General features: G+C 70.5%; 13 protein-coding genes and 2 pseudogenes. 4 read left to right on the top strand and 11 right to left on the bottom strand.

Features of this window, described 5'->3' with window-relative positions; all coding sequences use genetic code 11:
• A pseudogene (locus tag ABZU76_RS16885) lies at positions 1–102 on the top strand (peptide-methionine (S)-S-oxide reductase); the annotation flags it as partial.
• Here ABZU76_RS16885 and ABZU76_RS16890 read toward each other — a convergent pair.
• The 3 genes and pseudogenes from ABZU76_RS16890 to ABZU76_RS16900 all read right to left on the bottom strand — a co-directional run.
• Positions 93–1,289: pseudogene (locus ABZU76_RS16890) on the bottom strand (MFS transporter); the annotation flags it as partial. The pseudogenes ABZU76_RS16885 and ABZU76_RS16890 sit on opposite strands and share 10 nt — an antisense overlap.
• Positions 1,290–1,366: 77 nt before the next feature.
• Complete coding sequence (locus ABZU76_RS16895) at positions 1,367–2,086, bottom strand: alpha/beta hydrolase-fold protein (RefSeq protein WP_354870094.1); 720 nt, start codon at positions 2,084–2,086, stop codon at positions 1,367–1,369.
• An 89-nt stretch (positions 2,087–2,175) separates the two neighbouring features.
• Positions 2,176–2,943 (bottom strand): SDR family oxidoreductase, encoded by a 768-nt coding sequence (locus tag ABZU76_RS16900; RefSeq protein WP_354870097.1) that lies wholly within the window; start codon positions 2,941–2,943, stop codon positions 2,176–2,178.
• Between the two features lie 83 nt (positions 2,944–3,026).
• Between ABZU76_RS16900 and ABZU76_RS16905 the strand changes: the two genes are divergently transcribed.
• Positions 3,027–3,929 (top strand): AraC family transcriptional regulator, encoded by a 903-nt coding sequence (locus ABZU76_RS16905; RefSeq protein ID WP_354870100.1) that lies wholly within the window; start codon positions 3,027–3,029, stop codon positions 3,927–3,929.
• A gap of 36 nt (positions 3,930–3,965) precedes the next feature.
• Here the strand turns inward: ABZU76_RS16905 and ABZU76_RS16910 are convergent, their stop codons facing one another.
• Complete coding sequence (locus ABZU76_RS16910) at positions 3,966–5,558, bottom strand: APC family permease (RefSeq protein WP_354870102.1); 1,593 nt, start codon at positions 5,556–5,558, stop codon at positions 3,966–3,968.
• Positions 5,559–5,899: 341 nt separating this feature from the next.
• Between ABZU76_RS16910 and ABZU76_RS16915 the strand changes: the two genes are divergently transcribed.
• A complete protein-coding gene (locus tag ABZU76_RS16915) occupies positions 5,900–6,931 on the top strand; it encodes an LLM class flavin-dependent oxidoreductase (RefSeq protein ID WP_220240479.1) in 1,032 nt (343 codons plus the stop codon).
• A gap of 62 nt (positions 6,932–6,993) precedes the next feature.
• Here the strand turns inward: ABZU76_RS16915 and ABZU76_RS16920 are convergent, their stop codons facing one another.
• Genes ABZU76_RS16920 through ABZU76_RS16930 form a run of 3 tightly spaced genes read right to left on the bottom strand, consistent with a single transcriptional unit; the run spans position 6,994 to position 11,184 of the window.
• Positions 6,994–8,652: an alpha-glucosidase gene (locus ABZU76_RS16920; RefSeq protein ID WP_354870105.1), complete on the bottom strand. Its 1,659-nt coding sequence runs from the start codon at positions 8,650–8,652 to the stop codon at positions 6,994–6,996.
• Positions 8,653–8,672: 20 nt separating this feature from the next.
• A complete protein-coding gene (locus tag ABZU76_RS16925) occupies positions 8,673–9,863 on the bottom strand; it encodes an enolase C-terminal domain-like protein (protein WP_354870108.1) in 1,191 nt (396 codons plus the stop codon).
• A gap of 1 nt (position 9,864) precedes the next feature.
• Entirely contained in the window at positions 9,865–11,184 is a 1,320-nt protein-coding gene (locus ABZU76_RS16930) for an MFS transporter (RefSeq protein WP_354870110.1), read from the bottom strand.
• Between the two features lie 132 nt (positions 11,185–11,316).
• On the opposite strand from ABZU76_RS16930, the gene ABZU76_RS16935 reads away from it, so the two are divergent.
• The gene (locus ABZU76_RS16935; RefSeq protein WP_354870113.1) at positions 11,317–12,351 is read left to right on the top strand and encodes a substrate-binding domain-containing protein; all 1,035 of its coding nucleotides are present in this window, start codon (positions 11,317–11,319) and stop codon (positions 12,349–12,351) included.
• A 68-nt stretch (positions 12,352–12,419) separates the two neighbouring features.
• Here ABZU76_RS16935 and ABZU76_RS16940 read toward each other — a convergent pair whose 3' ends face one another.
• The 4 genes from ABZU76_RS16940 to ABZU76_RS16955 are packed head-to-tail and all read right to left on the bottom strand — an operon-like array spanning position 12,420 to position 16,568.
• On the bottom strand, positions 12,420–13,307 hold the full coding sequence (locus ABZU76_RS16940) for an amidohydrolase family protein (protein ID WP_354870116.1): 888 nt from the start codon (positions 13,305–13,307) through the stop codon (positions 12,420–12,422).
• Positions 13,304–14,320: an amidohydrolase family protein gene (locus tag ABZU76_RS16945; RefSeq protein ID WP_354870118.1), complete on the bottom strand. Its 1,017-nt coding sequence runs from the start codon at positions 14,318–14,320 to the stop codon at positions 13,304–13,306. The genes ABZU76_RS16940 and ABZU76_RS16945 overlap by 4 nt, the downstream gene beginning before the upstream one ends.
• On the bottom strand, positions 14,317–15,210 hold the full coding sequence (locus tag ABZU76_RS16950; RefSeq protein ID WP_354870120.1) for a DUF1932 domain-containing protein: 894 nt from the start codon (positions 15,208–15,210) through the stop codon (positions 14,317–14,319). Before ABZU76_RS16950 ends, ABZU76_RS16945 begins: the two co-directional genes overlap by 4 nt.
• Positions 15,207–16,568: an MFS transporter gene (locus ABZU76_RS16955; protein ID WP_354870123.1), complete on the bottom strand. Its 1,362-nt coding sequence runs from the start codon at positions 16,566–16,568 to the stop codon at positions 15,207–15,209. Before ABZU76_RS16955 ends, ABZU76_RS16950 begins: the two co-directional genes overlap by 4 nt.
• Positions 16,569–16,638 lie beyond the last annotated feature (70 nt).

A 16,638-nucleotide genomic window follows, 5' to 3' on the forward strand; every position in this document is an offset into this window, starting at 1 on the left:
TGGCAGGCCGAGCCCGAGCACCAGAACTACCTGCAGACCTATCCGAACGGCTACACCTGCCACTTCCCCCGCCCCGGGTGGAAGCTGCCCAAGCGCGCCTGAGCGAGCTCGGCGTCGCGGAAGGCGGCGGGCGAGAGCTGCCACCACACCACCGCGGCGCCGGCCAGCTGGATCAACGCGCTCATCACCCACACCGCGCGCAGACTCACGTGCGCCGCGACGAACCCGCCCGCGAGCGCGCCGAGCGGCGTCAGCCCCCACGCCAGCGCACGGTGGCTGGTGAGCACCCGGCCCAGCAGCGGCGACGGCGTGAAGCGCTGGCGTGACGACTGGGAGCAGACGTTCCACACGAGCGTGGTCGCCGTGAGGAACACGAGCACCAGCCCCACGACCGGCGGCCACGGCGGCACCAAAGCGATGGCGAGCTGCGCCACCACTGCGCAGCTCTGGGCCAGCCGCATCGACCACGAGTAACCCAGCCGCCGCACCACCCAGTCCACCACGAACGACGACGCGACCCAACCGACGGCCAGGCACGCGAGCAGCCCGCCGTAGCCGACGGGGCCGAGGTGCAGCACCTGCGTCGCGAAGAGCACCAGCATCGCGTTGCCCGCGCTCGCCGCGAACGACCCCAGCGCGACGGTGATCGTGATCGAGCGCAGCAGCGGCGTGCCCACCAGGTACCGCAGCCCTTCGCCGATGTCGCGCAACGGATGCGCCGGCGACTTCACCGGCGGCGCCGACGGAATCCCGCGTACCAAGGCAAACGCCACGACGGCCGCCGCAGTGGCGCCCCACGCCGGAATCCCCGCCCCGATCCCCAGCAGCACCCCCGTCGCCGGCGGGACGACGAACTGCACCAGCCCCCGGTCGATCACCTGCAGCCGCGCGTTCGCCGCCGCCAGCCGGCCGGGCCCCACGACGTCCGGCACGAGCGCGCCGCTGGCGCCGTCGCCGAACACCTGCGCCGTGGTGACCACGAACGCCACCACCGCCACCACGGACAGGCTCAGTTCGTGCAGCGATCCGGCCGCGGCGAGCGCGACGGCGGCCGCGGTGAGCAACGCGTACGCCCCCGCCAGCACCGCCGTCCGCCGCACCCGGTCGATCACCACGCCCGCGAACAATGACAACAGCAACCACGGCGCCTGCCCGGCCACCGTCACCAGCGAAATCTCCCGCGGGTCCGTCGTGATCGACACGGCCAGCAGCGGAATCGCCGAGAGCACCAGGCCTTCCCCCGCCGATCCGAACACCGCGACCAGCTGCAACCGCCCCCACGACCCCATACCGGCGAGTCTGGTGGCGGGGTCAAGTGATTTTCTTGCCGGCTAAGCCTTTCCGGCGGCGAGAAGGTGCGCGCTGGTCAACTTCCGAAAGCCCAGGCCACCATCAGCGGGAACTCCGCGGCCCAGAACGGGCCGCCGTGATCGCCGGCCCGTTCTGTCAGCACGACGTCCGCGCCGGCATCGCGCAGCGCGTCCGCCCACCGCGTCGCGTTCCTCGCGAAGAACGGCTCCAGAGTGCCGGCGACCAGGTAGACGCGCGGCAGCGGGCTCGGCAGCGCGGCAGGCGGGCGGTAGCCGGCGCCCGGCGACGCGGAAAAGACCGCACCGTAGACGTCCGGATGCCGAAGCCCCATCGCCAGCGAGAGCTCGCCACTTGCCGAGACACCGCACACCGCCGTGCGTTCGGCGGGCAAGTCGACGCCGAAGCGCGACCGCACCCATCGGCGGACGTCCCCGGCGAAGAACCGCTCGTGCGCCGCGAACCGGGCCTGGTCGAACGACGGCGAGTACTCCCGGATGCGCACCATCTCGTCCTTGTCGGCGGTCCGGTGGGCGTCGACGATCATCGTGGGCGGCACGTCGGCGGCTTCGAGGTGGCCGCCCCACTGCGAGATCAGCTGACCGTCACCGGCGAACACGACCGCCTCGGGCGGATCCGGCGGCACGTACACCGTGACCCGCCGTCCACCGTCGTACTCGAAGATCTCGGTGACCCATTCACCCGCCACCCGACCGGCCCGCGCCGGTTGCGGCGCTGCCGCAGGATCGTTGCCGCCCGCAGCCGCTCGATCGTCCATGACCCCCACCTCGATCTTCTGCCCTCGCCGGCCGGTCGACAGCACTTCGCAAGGTAGTCCTGAACGGCCGTGCGGCGAGCGAATCCGGCTCAGCCCACCGGCGACAGCGCCGTCGTGACCCAGCCGCCGTCGACGGCGAGGGTCTGGCCGGTGATGTACGACGACGCTGGGGAAGCGAAGAACAACACGGCGGCAGCGACATCGTCCGGCTCGCCGACCCGGCCCAGCGGCACCGTCTCCAGGTACTTGGCCCGGGCCGAGTCGTCGTCGACGATCCAAGCGCCGAGCGTGGTGCGGACGGCGCCGGGGCTGACGGCGTTGAAGCGGACGCCGCGGGAGCCCCACTCGGCGGCCAGCGCGCGGGTGGCGGCTTCGGCGCCGGCGCGGAGTCCACTGTAGACGGACAACCCAGGCAGGCCCTGGTGAGCGGCGCCCGACGACAAGGTGACGACACTGCCGCCGCCGCGCGCGGCCATGCCGGCGGCGGCGAGGCCGGACAGCACGATCGGGGCGCGCAGGTACACCGCCCAAGCCTCGTCGACGTCGGCGAGCTGTAGCCGGTCGGCGAAGCCCGCGCCTGTGCCGCTGCCTGCGTTGTTGACGAGGACGTCGACAGGGCCCGCCGCGGCGAGGATCTCGGCGGGGGCGTCCGGGCGCGCCAGGTCGGCGGCGACCACGTCGGCGTCACCCGGGAGCTCGCGCGCCACCGCGGCCAGGGTCTGGGCGTACCGGCCGACCAGCACCACTCGCGCGCCCGCCTCCGACAGCACCCTGCTCACGGCGGCGCCGATCCCGCGGCTCGCGCCGGTGACGAGGGCGGTCCTGCCGGTCAGGTCGAACAGTTCGGTGATCTTCATGCGACCCACGCTAGAACCGCCGCATCGGACGAGTGTTACCTTCGGGTCCGCAATCGTTGTCCGATCGTCCAGGAGCGCGCCCCATGGATCCGCTGGAGGACGTGCTCACCGCGATGCGGATCGAGCAGTCGCGGTACGTGCGGATCGAGGCCGGCACGCCGTGGGGCATCGCCTTCCACTCGCCCGAGACCACCCGCCTCGTGCTGATCGCCTCCGGTTCGTGCGTGCTCACGGGCGACGCCATGGGCGAACCGCGCCGGCTCGCGGCGGGCGACTGCTTCGTCGTCCGCGCCGGCGCGCGGTTCACGCTCGAGGACGAGCCCGGCCGGGACCTGGTCGAGTGCGAATCCCTGTTCACCGACCCGGAATGCACCGTCGCGACGCACGGCGGGAGCGGTGAACGCAGCGACATCGTGTCCGGCCGGTTCTCCTTCGACGCCACCGCGGCCGAGCCGCTGTTCGCGATGCTGCCCCCGCTGTTCCTGCTCGACCTGCGCGGCGAGGCCGGGGAGCAGCTGCGCGCGACGTTCGACCTGCTCGCCCGCGAGGAGGCCGCCGCGGGCCTCGGCTCCCGGCTCGTGACCAGCCGGCTCGCGGACGTGCTGTTCATCCAGGCCGTCCGCGCGTTCTGCGAAACCGGAGGCGGCGACCTCGGCTGGCTCGCCGCCCAGCGCGACCCCCGCCTCGCGGCCGCCACGCGCGCGCTGCACGCCGACCTCGCGCACCCGTGGACGGTCGAAACGCTGGCCCGCGAGGCCGGCCTTTCGCGCTCGGCGTTCGCGGCCGCCTTCCGGGCCGTGGTCGGCGAGACCCCGCTGGGCTACCTCACGTCGTGGCGGCTGCACCAGGCCAAGCGGCTCCTGCGCGAGACCGACCTCAGCGTCGCGCAGATCGCCGCTCGGGTGGGTTACGAGTCCAACGCCGCGCTCACCCGCGTGTTCAGCCGCCGCGAAGGAACGATGCCCGGGGCGTGGCGGCGCCGGTGACCGGTCGCCCGCAAGGGAAACCGGTCACCCGCGAGATCACTGCACGGCCAGCTCCAGCGCCTCTCGCTCGACCGCTGCCTTCACCTTGTCACTGTCGACGGCGACGTTCACGGCCCAGTAGAACACCGCCAGGCTGAACACGATCACCACCAGCAGGTCGATCCACTCCGGCAGGGCACTGATGTTGCCCGACTCGCCGTAGCGGCCGAAGTAGCCGATGAGCACGTGGCCGGCGAGCCACGGCACGATCCACTGCGCGGCCTTCCAGTCGATCGGGATGCGTTCCAGCTTGGGGCTGGTCACACGGGCGATGAGGAACAGGCCGAAGCCGATCACCACGGCAATCATGATCTTCCATGTGGTGTCGAAGCCGCTCCAGTAGATGATCAGGTTCGCGGCCACGAAGCCCGCGGGCGCCAGCACCTTCGGCATCGGCGCGCGGTACGGGCGCGGGCGGTCCGGGTCGCGCCTGCGCAGCGCGATCATCGAGACCGGGGCGAACGCGTACATCAGCGCGGTGGCCGAGGTGATCACGCTGACCAGCGACTGCCAGCTCGGGAACGGCAGGAACGCGATTTCGCCGACCACGAACGACAACCCGATCGACCACACCGGCACCCCGCGCACGTTGAGCTTGCCCAGGCCCTTCGGCAGAGTGCGCTCGCGGCCCATCGCGTACGACAGGCGCGCCGACGTGCCGAGGTAGAGCATGCCCGTGCCGGCCGGGGAGACGAAGGCGTCGGCGTAGAGCACGTACGACAGCCAGCCGGCGCCGGCGAGGGTCGCCAGCGTGGCGTACGGGCCGAAGGAGCCTTGCGCGATCGGGTTGTCCCAGCCCTTGAGCAGCGCGGCCGGGTCGAGCGCGCCGATGAACGCGACCTCCAGCAGCAGGTAGACGATCGTGCCGATGACCATCGCGACGATGATCGCGCGCGACAGGTCCTTCTGCGGGTCGCGCGCCTCGCCGCCCACCTGCACGGCTTGTTCGAAGCCCTGCAACGCGAACACCACGCCGACCGGCAGCGCGGCGAAGATGCCGTGGGCGCCGTGCGGCGCGAAACCACCGCCCGCGGTGAAGTTGCCCGGGTGGAACCGCAGCGACAGCAGCACGACCACGGTCAGCACCGGCACCGCGGTCTTCCAGATCACCGTCGCCGAATTGCTTTCCGACAGCAATTTCACGCCGACGAGGTTGATCATCGTGAAGATCGCCATCAGCAGCGTCGCCCAGCCGAATCCGCTCGCGGTGAGCGTGCCCGAGGGACTCAGCAGATTCAGGTGTTCCTTGATCCAGGTGACGTTGTCGAGGTATTCGAGACTCGCCTCGACCTCCACCGGCGCGAGCGCCACCGCCTGCAGCCACGCCACCCAGCCGCCGACGAACCCGCCGAGCACTCCGTACGCGAGCGCGGGGTACCGGGCCGTGCCGCCGGCGACCGGGTAGGCCGCACCGAGTTCCGCGTGGACCAGGGCGAGCGTGGCCATGATGACCGCGGTGAGCACCCACGACACGAGCGACGCGGGACCCGCCACCTTCGCCGCCTTGAGCGCGCCGAGCAGCCACCCGGAGCCGATGATCGAGCCGAGCGAAACGAACATCAGGCCGTAGAAACCGACCGATCTGCGCATTTTCTGCGAAGTGCCCGCAGATGCGGTTTGCTGGGCGGGTTCAACCATGGATGAGCCTCGATCCGAATGTTCGGGAACTTTGTCCGAATGATTCGCGCCAGTACCTGTTTTCAGGATTTACGACAAGCCTCCGAATGCTTTTCTGACGCGATCACAACGCGCGATTCTGGCGCGCGCGCCGCTGGAGTGGAACCTTCGCCCCGTTACAAGTTAGTTTCAGTCCAGCAAACCGGACTTCCCGTGAGGTACCGACGTAGTGCTTCAGACCACACCGGAACCGGAACAATCCCGGCGCCGTCGAGGTTGATCTGCGGCAAGACCCGGAGCCAGGAGGAACTGCCGTGCCGATCACCTCGGAACCGTTGCGCAAGCTGGGCTTCCTCACAATCGGGCTGTTCGACGAGGCCGATCCCGCCGCCGGCCACGAGTCGACGCTGCAGGTCATCCAGCTCGGCGAGGAGCTCGGTTTCGACAGCGCGTGGGTGCGCCACCGGCACCTGCAGTTCGGCATCTCGTCGCCCGTCGCGGTTCTGGCCGCCGCCACGCAACGCACGAGCCGCATCGAGCTGGGCACCGCCGTGATCCCCCTGGGCTGGGAAAACCCGCTGCGCCTCGCCGAAGACCTCGCCACGGTCGACGTCCTCTCAGGCGGGCGCCTCAACCCGGGCCTGAGCGTCGGCGAGCCGCGCCACTACGACCACCTCGCGCCCGCGCTGTACCCCGACACCGCGTCGGCCGAGGACTTCAGCTACCAGCGCGTGGAACGCCTCCTGGGCTTCATCCGAGGCGAGAAAGCCACGGACTTCAGTGGCACCGAGGGCATCGAGGAGTACTCGCCCCGCGTCCAGCCGCACTCCCCCGGCCTCGCCGACCGCCTCTGGTACGGCGGCGGCAGCACCCGCTCCGCCCGCTGGGCGGGCGAGCACCGCATGAACTACCTGGCCAGCAGCGTCGTGCGCGCCGAGGACCCCGACGCCACGGAGATCGACTTCGCCGCCATCCAGGCCGCGCAGATCCGCGAGTTCCGCGCCCACCACCCCCTCGGCGCCGACGCCCGCGTGTCCCAGGGCCTGGTCGTCATCCCGACCGACAGCGCCAGCCCCGAACAGCGCGCGAAATACAAGGCGTACGCCGCTTCCCGCCTGCCCCGCGTCGGCAAAGCCCACGGCCCCGCCCGCATGACCTTCGCGGAAGACCTGGTGGGCACCTCGGCTTCCATCGCCGAGCGGCTCTACGCGGATGCCGCGTTCCGGGAGGTGTCGGAGGTCGCGTTCGCGCTGCCCTTCAGCTTCGAGCACGCCGACTACGTGCAGATCCTCACGGACATCGCCACCCGGCTGGGCCCTGAACTGGGCTGGAAGCCGGCCGCTTGAGGCCTGCCGATCGCTGCGGGGGGTGAGGAACCGGCCGGGAGGGTCGGTGCTGTCGTCCGGCGTCAGCGGCGGAAGACGACGGCCTCCCAAGGGCGGAGCTGCGCACCCACCGACGTCGGGCCCGGGTAATTGCCCAGAACGAGCGTGGCGGAAGACCAACCGGCCACCGCGGACGGTGGTACGTCGAGCGGGGTATGCCACAAGTTGGCCAGCACCAGCAAACCGTGGTCGCCGTCCACGCGGGTGAAGGCGAACAGCCGGCGGTGATCAGGCTCCAGCAGCGAGTACCGGCCCGAAACCACCAGCGGCTCCGAATGGCGCAAAGCGATCAACCGACGGTAGTGTGAAAACACCGACGCCGGATCGTCCACTTGGGACGCGGCATTGATCGTCACGTGGTTCGGGTTCACCCGAAGCCAAGGCGTACCCGAAGTGAAGCCGGCCTCAGAAGAGGCGTCCCACTGCATCGGGGTGCGGGCGTTGTCGCGGGAGCGCGCGCGGAGGGCGGCCAAGACCTCGACAGGGGACTGCCCCAGAGGGCCAGTCGCCTCGAAGTAGTGGTTGCGGGACTGGATGTCGGCGAAGTCGTCGATCGAGGAGAACGGCACGTTGGTCATGCCGAGTTCCTCGCCTTGGTAGACATAGGGCGTGCCGCGGTGCAGATGAAGCACGGTGGCCAATGCGGTGGCCGACAGCTCACGCCAGGGACCGTCGTTGCCCCAGCGGGAGACGATGCGGGGCTGGTCGTGGTTGTTCCAGTAGAGGCTGTTCCAGCCGCGGTCGGCGAGGCCGACCTGCCAGCGAGCGAGGGTGCGCTTCAGCGCCGCCAGGTCGAACGGCCGCACGTCCCACTTCGAGTGCCCCTGGTCGAGCTCCACGTGGTCGAACTGGAACACCATGTCGAGTTCGTGGCGCGCCGGGTCGGTGAGGAGCTCGGCATCGGAAACGGACGTACCGGGCGTCTCGCCGACCGTCAGGAGCCGGTCGGCGCGGTCGGCGAAGACCTCGCGGTGCATCTCCTGCAGGAACTCGTGCAGGCGGGGACCGTTGGCGTACAGGGATTCCGCGTCGCCGTAGAGGTCGCCGGGGCCGAGCGGCGCATCGGGCAGTGAAACGGGCTTCGCGATGAAGTTGATGACGTCCATGCGGAAGCCGTCGACGCCGCGGTCGAGCCACCAGCGCATCATGCGGTGGATCTCGCGGCGCAGCTCCGAGTTCTCCCAGTTGAGGTCCGGCTGCTTGCGCGAAAACAGGTGCAGGTAGTACTCGCCCGAGTCCGGGTCCTGCTCCCACGCCGGGCCCGAGAAGCGCGAGCCCCAGTTGTTGGGCTCGCGGCGCCACCAGTACCAGTCGTGCCGGAGGCTCGCGGGGTCGCGCGACTCGACGAACCACGGGTGCTCGTCCGAGGTGTGGTTCACCACGAGATCCATCACCACGCGGATATCGCGCGCGTGCGCTTCGGCCAGCAGCTCGTCGAAGTCGGCGAGCGTGCCGAACACCGGGTCGATGCCGTAGTAGTCGCTGATGTCGTAGCCGTTGTCGTCCTGCGGCGACGGGTACACCGGCGAAAGCCACACCACGTCGACGCCCAGCGCGCTGAGGTGGTCGAGCTTGCCGGTGATGCCGCGCAGGTCGCCGACGCCGTCGCCGTTCGAGTCGGCGAAGCTGCGCGGGTAGATCTGGTACACGGTAGCGGTCTGCCACCAGCGAGGCGTGTTCATCCCCCTGCTTTCCCCATAGCTCAAGCAAAAACGACGTCGTCGGCGTCGGCGCGGCCCGCGTCGAGCTCCATGCCCAGGCCCGGCGCGTCCGAAGGCGAGAGCACCCCGTCGGCCGGATTGACCGGCGAAGCCAGGAACAGCTGGTGCACCTGGTTCCACTTCACCAGATCCTCCTGGTACGGCGTGTGGGCCGGCGACTGCGTCAGCGAGAAGTGCAGTGTCGCCGTCGCGGAGTGGCCGTGCGGGATCACCTGGAGGTCGTGGGCCGTGCCGTAGGCCGCGATCTTCAGCGCCTCGGAAAGCCCGCCGCACCAATACAGGTCGGGCTGCAGCACGTCCAGCGCGCCGGCGTCCACGAACCGCCGGAAACCCCAGCGCGTGTACTCGTGCTCCGCCCCCGCGAGCGGCACCGCCAGCCGCTGCCGCAGCAACGCGTAGCCGTCGATCCGGTCCGGCATCACCACTTCCTCGAGCCACCGCGGCCGGAACTCGGCGATCCGCGAAGCCAGCTCCGTCACGTAGGTGACGTCCATCGACTGCCAGCAGTCGAACATCAGGTCGTAGTCCTCGCCGACGGCCTCGCGCAGAGTCCGTACGAGAGCGACGTTCGCGCGCAGCCCCTCGTACCCGCTCGCCGGGCCGTGGCGGAAGAACCACTTCTGCGCCCGGTACCCGCGGTCCCGGAACTCCACGGCCCGCTCGCGCACGCGGTCCAGGTCCTGCACCGCAAAGCCGAGCATCGACGCGTACGCCGGCACCTCGTCCCGCGTCGGCCCGCCGAGCAGGCGGTACACCGGCTGCCCGAGCCACTTGCCGCGCAGGTCCCACAACGCGTTGTCCACCGCGCTGATCGCCAGCATCGGCTGGCCGCCGCGTCCGTGCACCTGCGCGCGGTGCAGCTGGTCCCACAGCTTCTCCCCCGCGATCGGGTCGCGGTCGAGCAGCAGCGGCCGCAGCTCGTGCGCCACCAGCCACGCCACCGTCTCCGGCACGGGGCCGGCGCGCCCGACCAGGCCCTCGTCGGTCTCGATCTCCACGAAGTACGTGGTGATCTCGAACCCGCCGGGCCGTTGCACGCCGCCCTCGTGGTCGTCGCGGGCGCGGTACTCGGGGTAGACGTCGAGCGGGCGGACCAGCCGTTCCTCCCACAGGTCGCCGTCGGTCGGCAGCACACCCTTCAGCCGCCGCAACCGCACTTCGGCGATGCGCACTTCAGACCTCCTGCTTCGAAGGCACAGTCACCAAGGCCCGTCGCGCCGGCCGCCAGACGAGCAGGATCACCGTGACCGCCAGGATCGCGACCACCGCCATCGCCGCGAGCCACAGCAGGCCGCCGTCGAAGCTGCCGGTCTTCGCGTCGATCGCCCCGATCACGGCCGGGTTCACGACACTCGAGAGGTTGCCGAGCGCGTTGATCAACGCGATGCCACCCGCGGCCGCCGCCCCGGTGAGGATCGCAGTCGGCAGGCCCCAGAACGTCGGCAGCACCCCGAACACGCCGAACGCGGCCACGCACAAGGCCACGAGCTTCACCACCGGTGCGTCGAACAGCGCCGACGCGACCAGCCCGACCAGCGACACGCCGAGCGCGATGTACAGGCTCGTCGCCCGCAGCCCCGGCCGGTCGGCCAGGCGCCCGAGCACCAGCATGCCGATGAGCCCGAACACGTACGGGATCGCGGCGACGAACGTGGTCGCGGTGTTCCCGAGCCCGAACGGCTTGAGGATCTGCGGCAGGAACGTCGACACCGCGCCGTTGAGGTTCGTCAGGCCGTAGTACGCCACGGCGAACATCAGCACCTTCGGGCTCAGCAGCGTCTTCAGCACCTCGCGCCGGGTGCTGCCGCCCTCGCCCAGCGCCTCGCGTTCGGCGGCCTCGCGCGCGAGAGTGCCGGTGAGCCAGGCGCGTTCCTCCTCGTCGAGGAACTTCGCTTTGTCCGGGCTTTTCGGCAGCAGCCACGGCATCATGATCCCCATCAGCACGGCGGGCACACCCTCGATCAGGTACACCCACTGCCAGCCGTGCAGGCCGAGCCGGCCTTCGAGGTTGAGGATCAAGCCCGACAGCGGCGTGCCGATGATCAGAGCAACCGGGATGCCGGCGGTGAACGTCGCCATGATGCGGCCGCGGTGCGCGGCGGGGAACCACAGCGTCAGGTAGAAGATCACGCCCGGGAAGAAGCCGGCCTCGGCCGCGCCGAGCAGGGCGCGCGCGACGTACAGGCTCGGCACGTCCCACACAAGCGCGTGCGCGGCGGAGATGATCCCCCAGGTCACGAGGATGCGCGCGATCCACCAGCGGGCCCCGAACCTGGCCATCGCGAGGTTCGAGGGCACCTCGAGCAGCACGTACGGCACGAAGAACACGCTCGCGGCGAACCCGAACGCGGTGGCGCCGATCCCCAGGTCGGCGTTCATCGTGAGCGCGGCGACCCCCAGGTTCGCGCGGTCGATGATCGCCAGGAAGTAACCGATGATCAAGACGGGCAGCAGTCTCAGCGACAGCTTCCGCACCACACGTGACTCGAGCATGAATCCTCCGCCCACGAGCAACCGGACGCCTCGGCGCATCCGCCGGAAACGTTACCGGAAACGTTTCCGGTACGCCAGTGGGTGATCGACCCGCGATACTGTGAGCGACAACCTGAAGGGACGGGGGGACGCATGGGCCGGGTCGGGATCCGGGAGCTGGCGGCCGAGCTCGGCATGTCGATCAGCACCGTGTCGCGCGCGATGAACTCCCGCGGCGAGGTCAGCGACGCCACGCGCGAGCGCGTCCGCTCGGCCGCGGAGCGCCTCGGCTACCAGCCGAACCAGTCCGGCCGCACGCTGCGCCGCGGCGAGACCGGCACGGTCGCGCTCGTGATGCAGACCAACACCGCGCGCACCGCGATGGGCGAGACGTTCTACTTCAGCGTCTGCGACGGCCTGCAGCAGGAGCTCGCGAAACGCTCGATGGACCTGGTGCTGCTGCCGGTCGGGCCGGCCAAGGACCCCTACCGGTACCTGGTCAACGCCGTCGACCGGCACATCGCCGACGCGTACGTCATCTCCAACACCCACCGCGTCGACCGGCGGGTGGAGCTGCTCACCGAGCGCGGCGTGCCGTTTGTGGCGCTCGGTCGCGGCGGGCCGGAGGGCCACGCGTGGCTCGACCTGGACTTCGAGGGCGTCGCGGCTGAGACGGTGGAGCGGCTCGTGGCCGCCGGGCACACGCGGATCGCGCTGGCCTACGACGACGGAGACGTCAACAGCACCTGGGAGTACACCCGCGGGTGCCGGCAAGCGCTGGCCGCGCACGGGCTCGAGCCCGCCGCCGAGATCCGCCTGCCCGACACGCCCGAGGGCGGCGGGCTGCTCGCCGAACGCCTGCTGGCGATGGCGCCGGCGCCGACGGCCGTGATGCTGGCGCAGGAGACACTCGCGCTCGGGCTCTACCGGCGCTTCGCCGAGGCCGGTGTGCGGCCGGGCGCGGATCTGGCCGTGGTGGGGTTCCGCAAGAACCCGGTGTGCGACTACCTCGTGCCGTCGCTGACCACGTTCGCGGTCTCGCTGGAGGCGTACGGGCGGCGGCTCGGCGAGATCGTGCTCGCCCGCGTCGTCTCGGCGAAGGATCCGGTGCAGGAGGTCTGGCCGATGACGATCTCCCCCGGCGACAGCGACACCGCTCCCCCGCGCGTCGCCGAACGGCTGGGCTGAGCCGGGCCGTCCATTTCGGACGGCCCGGCTCCCCCGGCCCAGTCTGCTCGCCTTCGGTCGGCTCGCGTTCAGTCAGCCCAGTAGAGCCGCATCGGGTTGTCCACCAACAGCTTCTGCCGCGCTTCGGCGCTCGGCGCGATGCGGGGCACGAAGTCGACCAGCGTGCCGTCGTCGGGCATGTGGCTCTTCATGTTGGGGTGCGGCCAGTCCGTGCCCCACAGGACGCGGTCCGGGAACTCCTCCACGAGCGCGCGGCCGAAGGGCACCACGTCGTCGTACGGCGGGCCGGCCACCGTGAGGCGTTCCGGGCCGGTGACCTTCACGTGGAAGTTCGGGTGCTCGCGCAGCAGCGTGCGGAAGCGGCCGAACTCCGGGCCGTCGACGGGTTTCGTCACGTCCGGGCGGCCCATGTGGTCCACCAGGACCGTGGTCGGCAGCGAGGTGAACAGGTCCCACTTCTCGGCGAGGTCCGCGGCCTCGAAGTAGATCACGATGTGCCAGCCCAGCGGCGCGATCCGGGCGACCAGGTCGTGGTAGTAGGCGTCGGGCTTCGGGTCCACGAGCCGGCGGACGAAGTTCAGCCGGATACCGCGCACGCCGGCCGCGTGCAGCCGGGCGAGCTCCTCGTCGGACTCGGTGCCGCGGATCGTCGCGATGCCGCGGGAGCGCTCGCCCGCCGCGTCGAGCGCGTCGACCAGAGCGCTGTTGTCGGCACCGTGGCAGGTCGCCTGCACGATCACCTGGCGCTCGATGCCCAGGAAGTCGCGCAGGGCGAACAGCTGCTCCTTGCCGGCGTCGGTCGGCGTGTACTTGCGTTCCGGCGCGTACGGAAACTTGTCGCCCGGGCCGAACACGTGTGTGTGCACGTCGACGGTGCCCGGCGGAAGCACGAAGGCCGGCTTCGACGGGTCGGGGTCGTAGGAGAGCCAGCCGGGGTCGGCCGTGAACGCGCTCACACGCCCCTCGCCTTCAGCGCCTGGTCCAGGCGCGGGTAGACGCGGCGCACGTTGCCCTCGTACACCTTCGTCTTGTCCTCATCGGACAGTCCGAGCGCGTCGACGTAGCGGCGGGTGTCGTCGAAGTAGTGGCCGGTGCGCGAGTCGATGCCCCGCACGGCACCGACCATCTCCGAGCCGAACAGCACGTTGTCCACGTTGATCACGTCGAAGAGCAGGTTGATGCCCGGCTGGTGGTACACGCACGTGTCGAAGAAGACGTTCGGCATGACACCTTCGTCGGGCTCCGGGCGGCCGAGCATGTCGGCGAGCCCGCGGTAGCGGCCCCAGTGGTAGGGCACCGCTCCGCCGCCGTGCGGGATCACGAAGCGCAGTGCCGGGAAGTCGGTGAACAGGTCCGACTGCAGGAACTGCATGAACGCCGTGGTGTCGGCGTTGAGGTAGTGCGCGCCCGTGGCGTGGAAGCTCGGGTTGTCCGAGGCCGACACGTGCACCATGGCCGGCACGTCGAGCTCCACCATGGCTTCGTAGAACGGGTACCAGCTCTTGTCGGTGAGCGGCGGCGCGGTCCAGTGCCCGCCGCTCGGGTCGGGGTTGAGGTTGCAGCCCACGAACCCGAGCTCCTCCACGCAGCGGCGCAGCTCGGCCACGGAGTGCTCCACCGGGACTCCCGGCGACTGCGGCAGCTGGCAGACGCCGACGAACTTCTCGGGGTAGAGCGTGGTGACGCGGTGGACGAGGTCGTTGCACACCCGCGCCCACTCGGTGCTCACGGCCTCGTCACCGATGTGGTGGCCCATCGCCGACGCGCGCGGCGAGAACACCGTGAGGTCCACGCCGCGGTCGGCCATCAGCCCGAGCTGGCCCTGCACCGATTCGCGCAGCTCGTCGTCGCCGATCTCCGGGTACGCCGGAGCGGCGGTCCCCGCGTCGTACGCGGCGCGCTGCGCGTCCCGCCAGCTCGTGTGGGCCGCGGGCACAGTCGTGTAGTGGCCGTGACAGTCGATGATCACTCGGTGTCGCCTTTCGGGTCTTCTTCGGACATTCGCGTGCGGACCGCGTCGAGCAGCGGCAGCAGCCGCGACTCCAGCTCGCCGAGGTCCGCGGGCCGGTGAGCCGCCGCCCAGTCCTGGCGGCGCGCGATCGCTTCCGCCATCACGGGCTCGACGCCGGTCTCGGCCACGGTCACGGCGGCTTCCCGCAGTTCCTCGGCCCGGCGAACGCCGTGCTCCAGCGAGCGGGAAATCATGTATGCGGCGAGGCTTTCCCAGTCGTCGCTGGGCAGCAGGTTCGACAGCGACCCGAGGACGCGTCCCTCCACGCCCCACTCGCGCGCGGCGAGCAGCGACTCGGTGAGCAGGGCTTCGACGCCCTTGATCACCACGGAACGGCAGAGCTTGGTGGCCGCGGCCCGGCCGACCACGTCGGCGTAGACCTCCAGCCCGGTGAAGCCGAGCGGACGCGCGAACTCCGCGAACTCCGCCGCGTGCGGGCCGCCGAGCAGCATCGGGGCCGCGAGCCGCTTGGGGTTGATGGGCGACATCACGGCGGCCTCGACGTAGCGGCCGCCGGCCTTCTCGATCACCTCGGCCGAGGCCTGCTTCTGGCCGGGTGCCGCGGAGTTGAGGTCGAGGAACCAGCAGCCGGCGGGCAGCCCGTCGGCGATCGACTTGGCCGCGGTGAGGTCGTTGGCCGCGGTCACGGCGCTGATCACCAGATCGGCTTCGCGAACGGCGTCGTGCGCGTCCACAGCAGACACCAGCCCGAACCGTTCGGCGTTGCGCGCCGCGGCGCTCGACGGATCCGCCAGCGCCACGTCCCACGCCGCGAGGTCCACCCCGGTGAGGTCTTCCGCCAGCACGGAACCCACCTCACCGAGGCCCAGCAACGCGATCGTCGTCACGCTGTCACCGCCTTCGGCTGAGGCTGGCCCGCGGCCGCGACGCCGAGGTCGACGTCCTTGGTCTCCGGGCCGATCAGCGAGCCGACGAACACGAGCGCGCCACCGAGCACGAGCAGGGCCGCGGCGGTGAGGCCCGACGGCATGATGTGCCCGAGCCAGTCCTGGTAGTAGGCGTAGAACGAGGTCAGGATCAGCGGCATGCTGTAGCCGAGACCGAAGCCGCTGCCGCGCACGGCGGGCGGGAACCGCTCGCACAGGTACGACGGCGTGACGGCGAACGTGCTGCCACCCGAGATCCGGATCACGAAGGTCAGCAACAGCACCGCGCCGAAGCCCGACCACCAGCCGAGGCTGATCGTGGCGAACGCGGCGGAGCAGACCACGCCGATGCCGATGCCGGACCACGCGAGGAACTTGCGCCGGCCGATCTTCTCCGACAACGCACCCAGGAACGGGAACAGCACGGAGTGGATTGCCTGCACGATCACGAGCGCGGCCGTGACCTGCTGCGCCGACACGTGCGCCTGGAACTGCAGCGCACTGGGCAGCAGGCCGGAAGCGAGGTTCGAGGCGAACCAGATGCCGCTCATGATCACGAACACCTGGAGGAACTGCTTGCGAGAGGAACCCACGAGCACGTCGCGGATCGGCGTGCGCGACTTCTTCGCCGACTTCCACGTCTCGGACTCCTCGACGGTGCGCGAGAAGTACCAGCAGAACACCGCGCACAGCAGCGCGCCCACGAGGAACGGCACGCGCCAGCCCCACTGGGAGTAGGCCGAGTTCACGCCACCGGAGGGCGCGATGCGCAACATCACGAAGGTCACCAGCGAAATGGCGCAGTACGAGATCGGGAAGCCCATGCCCACGAGGCCGCCGTACCAACCGCGTTTGCCGGTCGGGACCGCCTCCATGGCGAGCGGGGTGGCGCCGGTGTACTCGCCGCCGAGGAACACGCCGTCGATCAGGCGCAGCACCACCAGCAGCACCACGCCGAGCAGACCCACGGCGTGGTAGCCGGGCAGCAGCGCGATGAGCAGCGTGCAGATGCCGCAGCCGGTGATCGACCACAGCGTCACGCGGCGGCGGCCGACCTTGTCGGCGAGGCGGCCGAAGATCATCGAGCCGAGCGGCCGCCCGAGCAGGGTGGCCACGAAGATCAGCGAAGTGATCACGGCCCGGCTGCCCGCGGAAACGGAGGGCGGGAGGAAGTAGTTCATCGCGGGCGTCAGCGCCACCACCGGCAGGTAGACGTCGAACATGTCGACGAAAAAGCCGAAGGAAGCGCCGATCACGGCGTTGCGGGTCGAAGTCTTGGCCCCTCTGGCGGCGGGCGGTGACGTGGCCGGTCCGGTCATCGTCGAGATCATCTCCTGTCGTGCCGGGCGCGTCATCGCGGCCGGGGTGGTCCGGGGGAACGTAACTCGC

The sequence above is a fragment of the Amycolatopsis sp. NPDC005232 genome (assembly GCF_040607795.1).
Classification (GTDB): Bacteria; Actinomycetota; Actinomycetes; order Mycobacteriales; family Pseudonocardiaceae; genus Amycolatopsis.

Excerpts from the sequence above, each read along its gene's own strand:
- ABZU76_RS16920 (WP_354870105.1), bottom strand. The coding sequence starts at position 8,652 with ATGAACACGCCTCGCTGGTGGCAGACCGCTACCGTGTACCAGATCTAC.
- ABZU76_RS16910 (WP_354870102.1), bottom strand. The coding sequence starts at position 5,558 with ATGCGCAGATCGGTCGGTTTCTACGGCCTGATGTTCGTTTCGCTCGGC.
- ABZU76_RS16935 (WP_354870113.1), top strand. The coding sequence starts at position 11,317 with ATGGGCCGGGTCGGGATCCGGGAGCTGGCGGCCGAGCTCGGCATGTCG.
- ABZU76_RS16955 (WP_354870123.1), bottom strand. The coding sequence starts at position 16,568 with ATGACCGGACCGGCCACGTCACCGCCCGCCGCCAGAGGGGCCAAGACT.
- ABZU76_RS16900 (WP_354870097.1), bottom strand. The coding sequence starts at position 2,943 with ATGAAGATCACCGAACTGTTCGACCTGACCGGCAGGACCGCCCTCGTC.
- ABZU76_RS16895 (WP_354870094.1), bottom strand. The coding sequence starts at position 2,086 with ATGGACGATCGAGCGGCTGCGGGCGGCAACGATCCTGCGGCAGCGCCG.
- ABZU76_RS16930 (WP_354870110.1), bottom strand. The coding sequence starts at position 11,184 with ATGCTCGAGTCACGTGTGGTGCGGAAGCTGTCGCTGAGACTGCTGCCC.
- ABZU76_RS16905 (WP_354870100.1), top strand. The coding sequence starts at position 3,027 with ATGGATCCGCTGGAGGACGTGCTCACCGCGATGCGGATCGAGCAGTCG.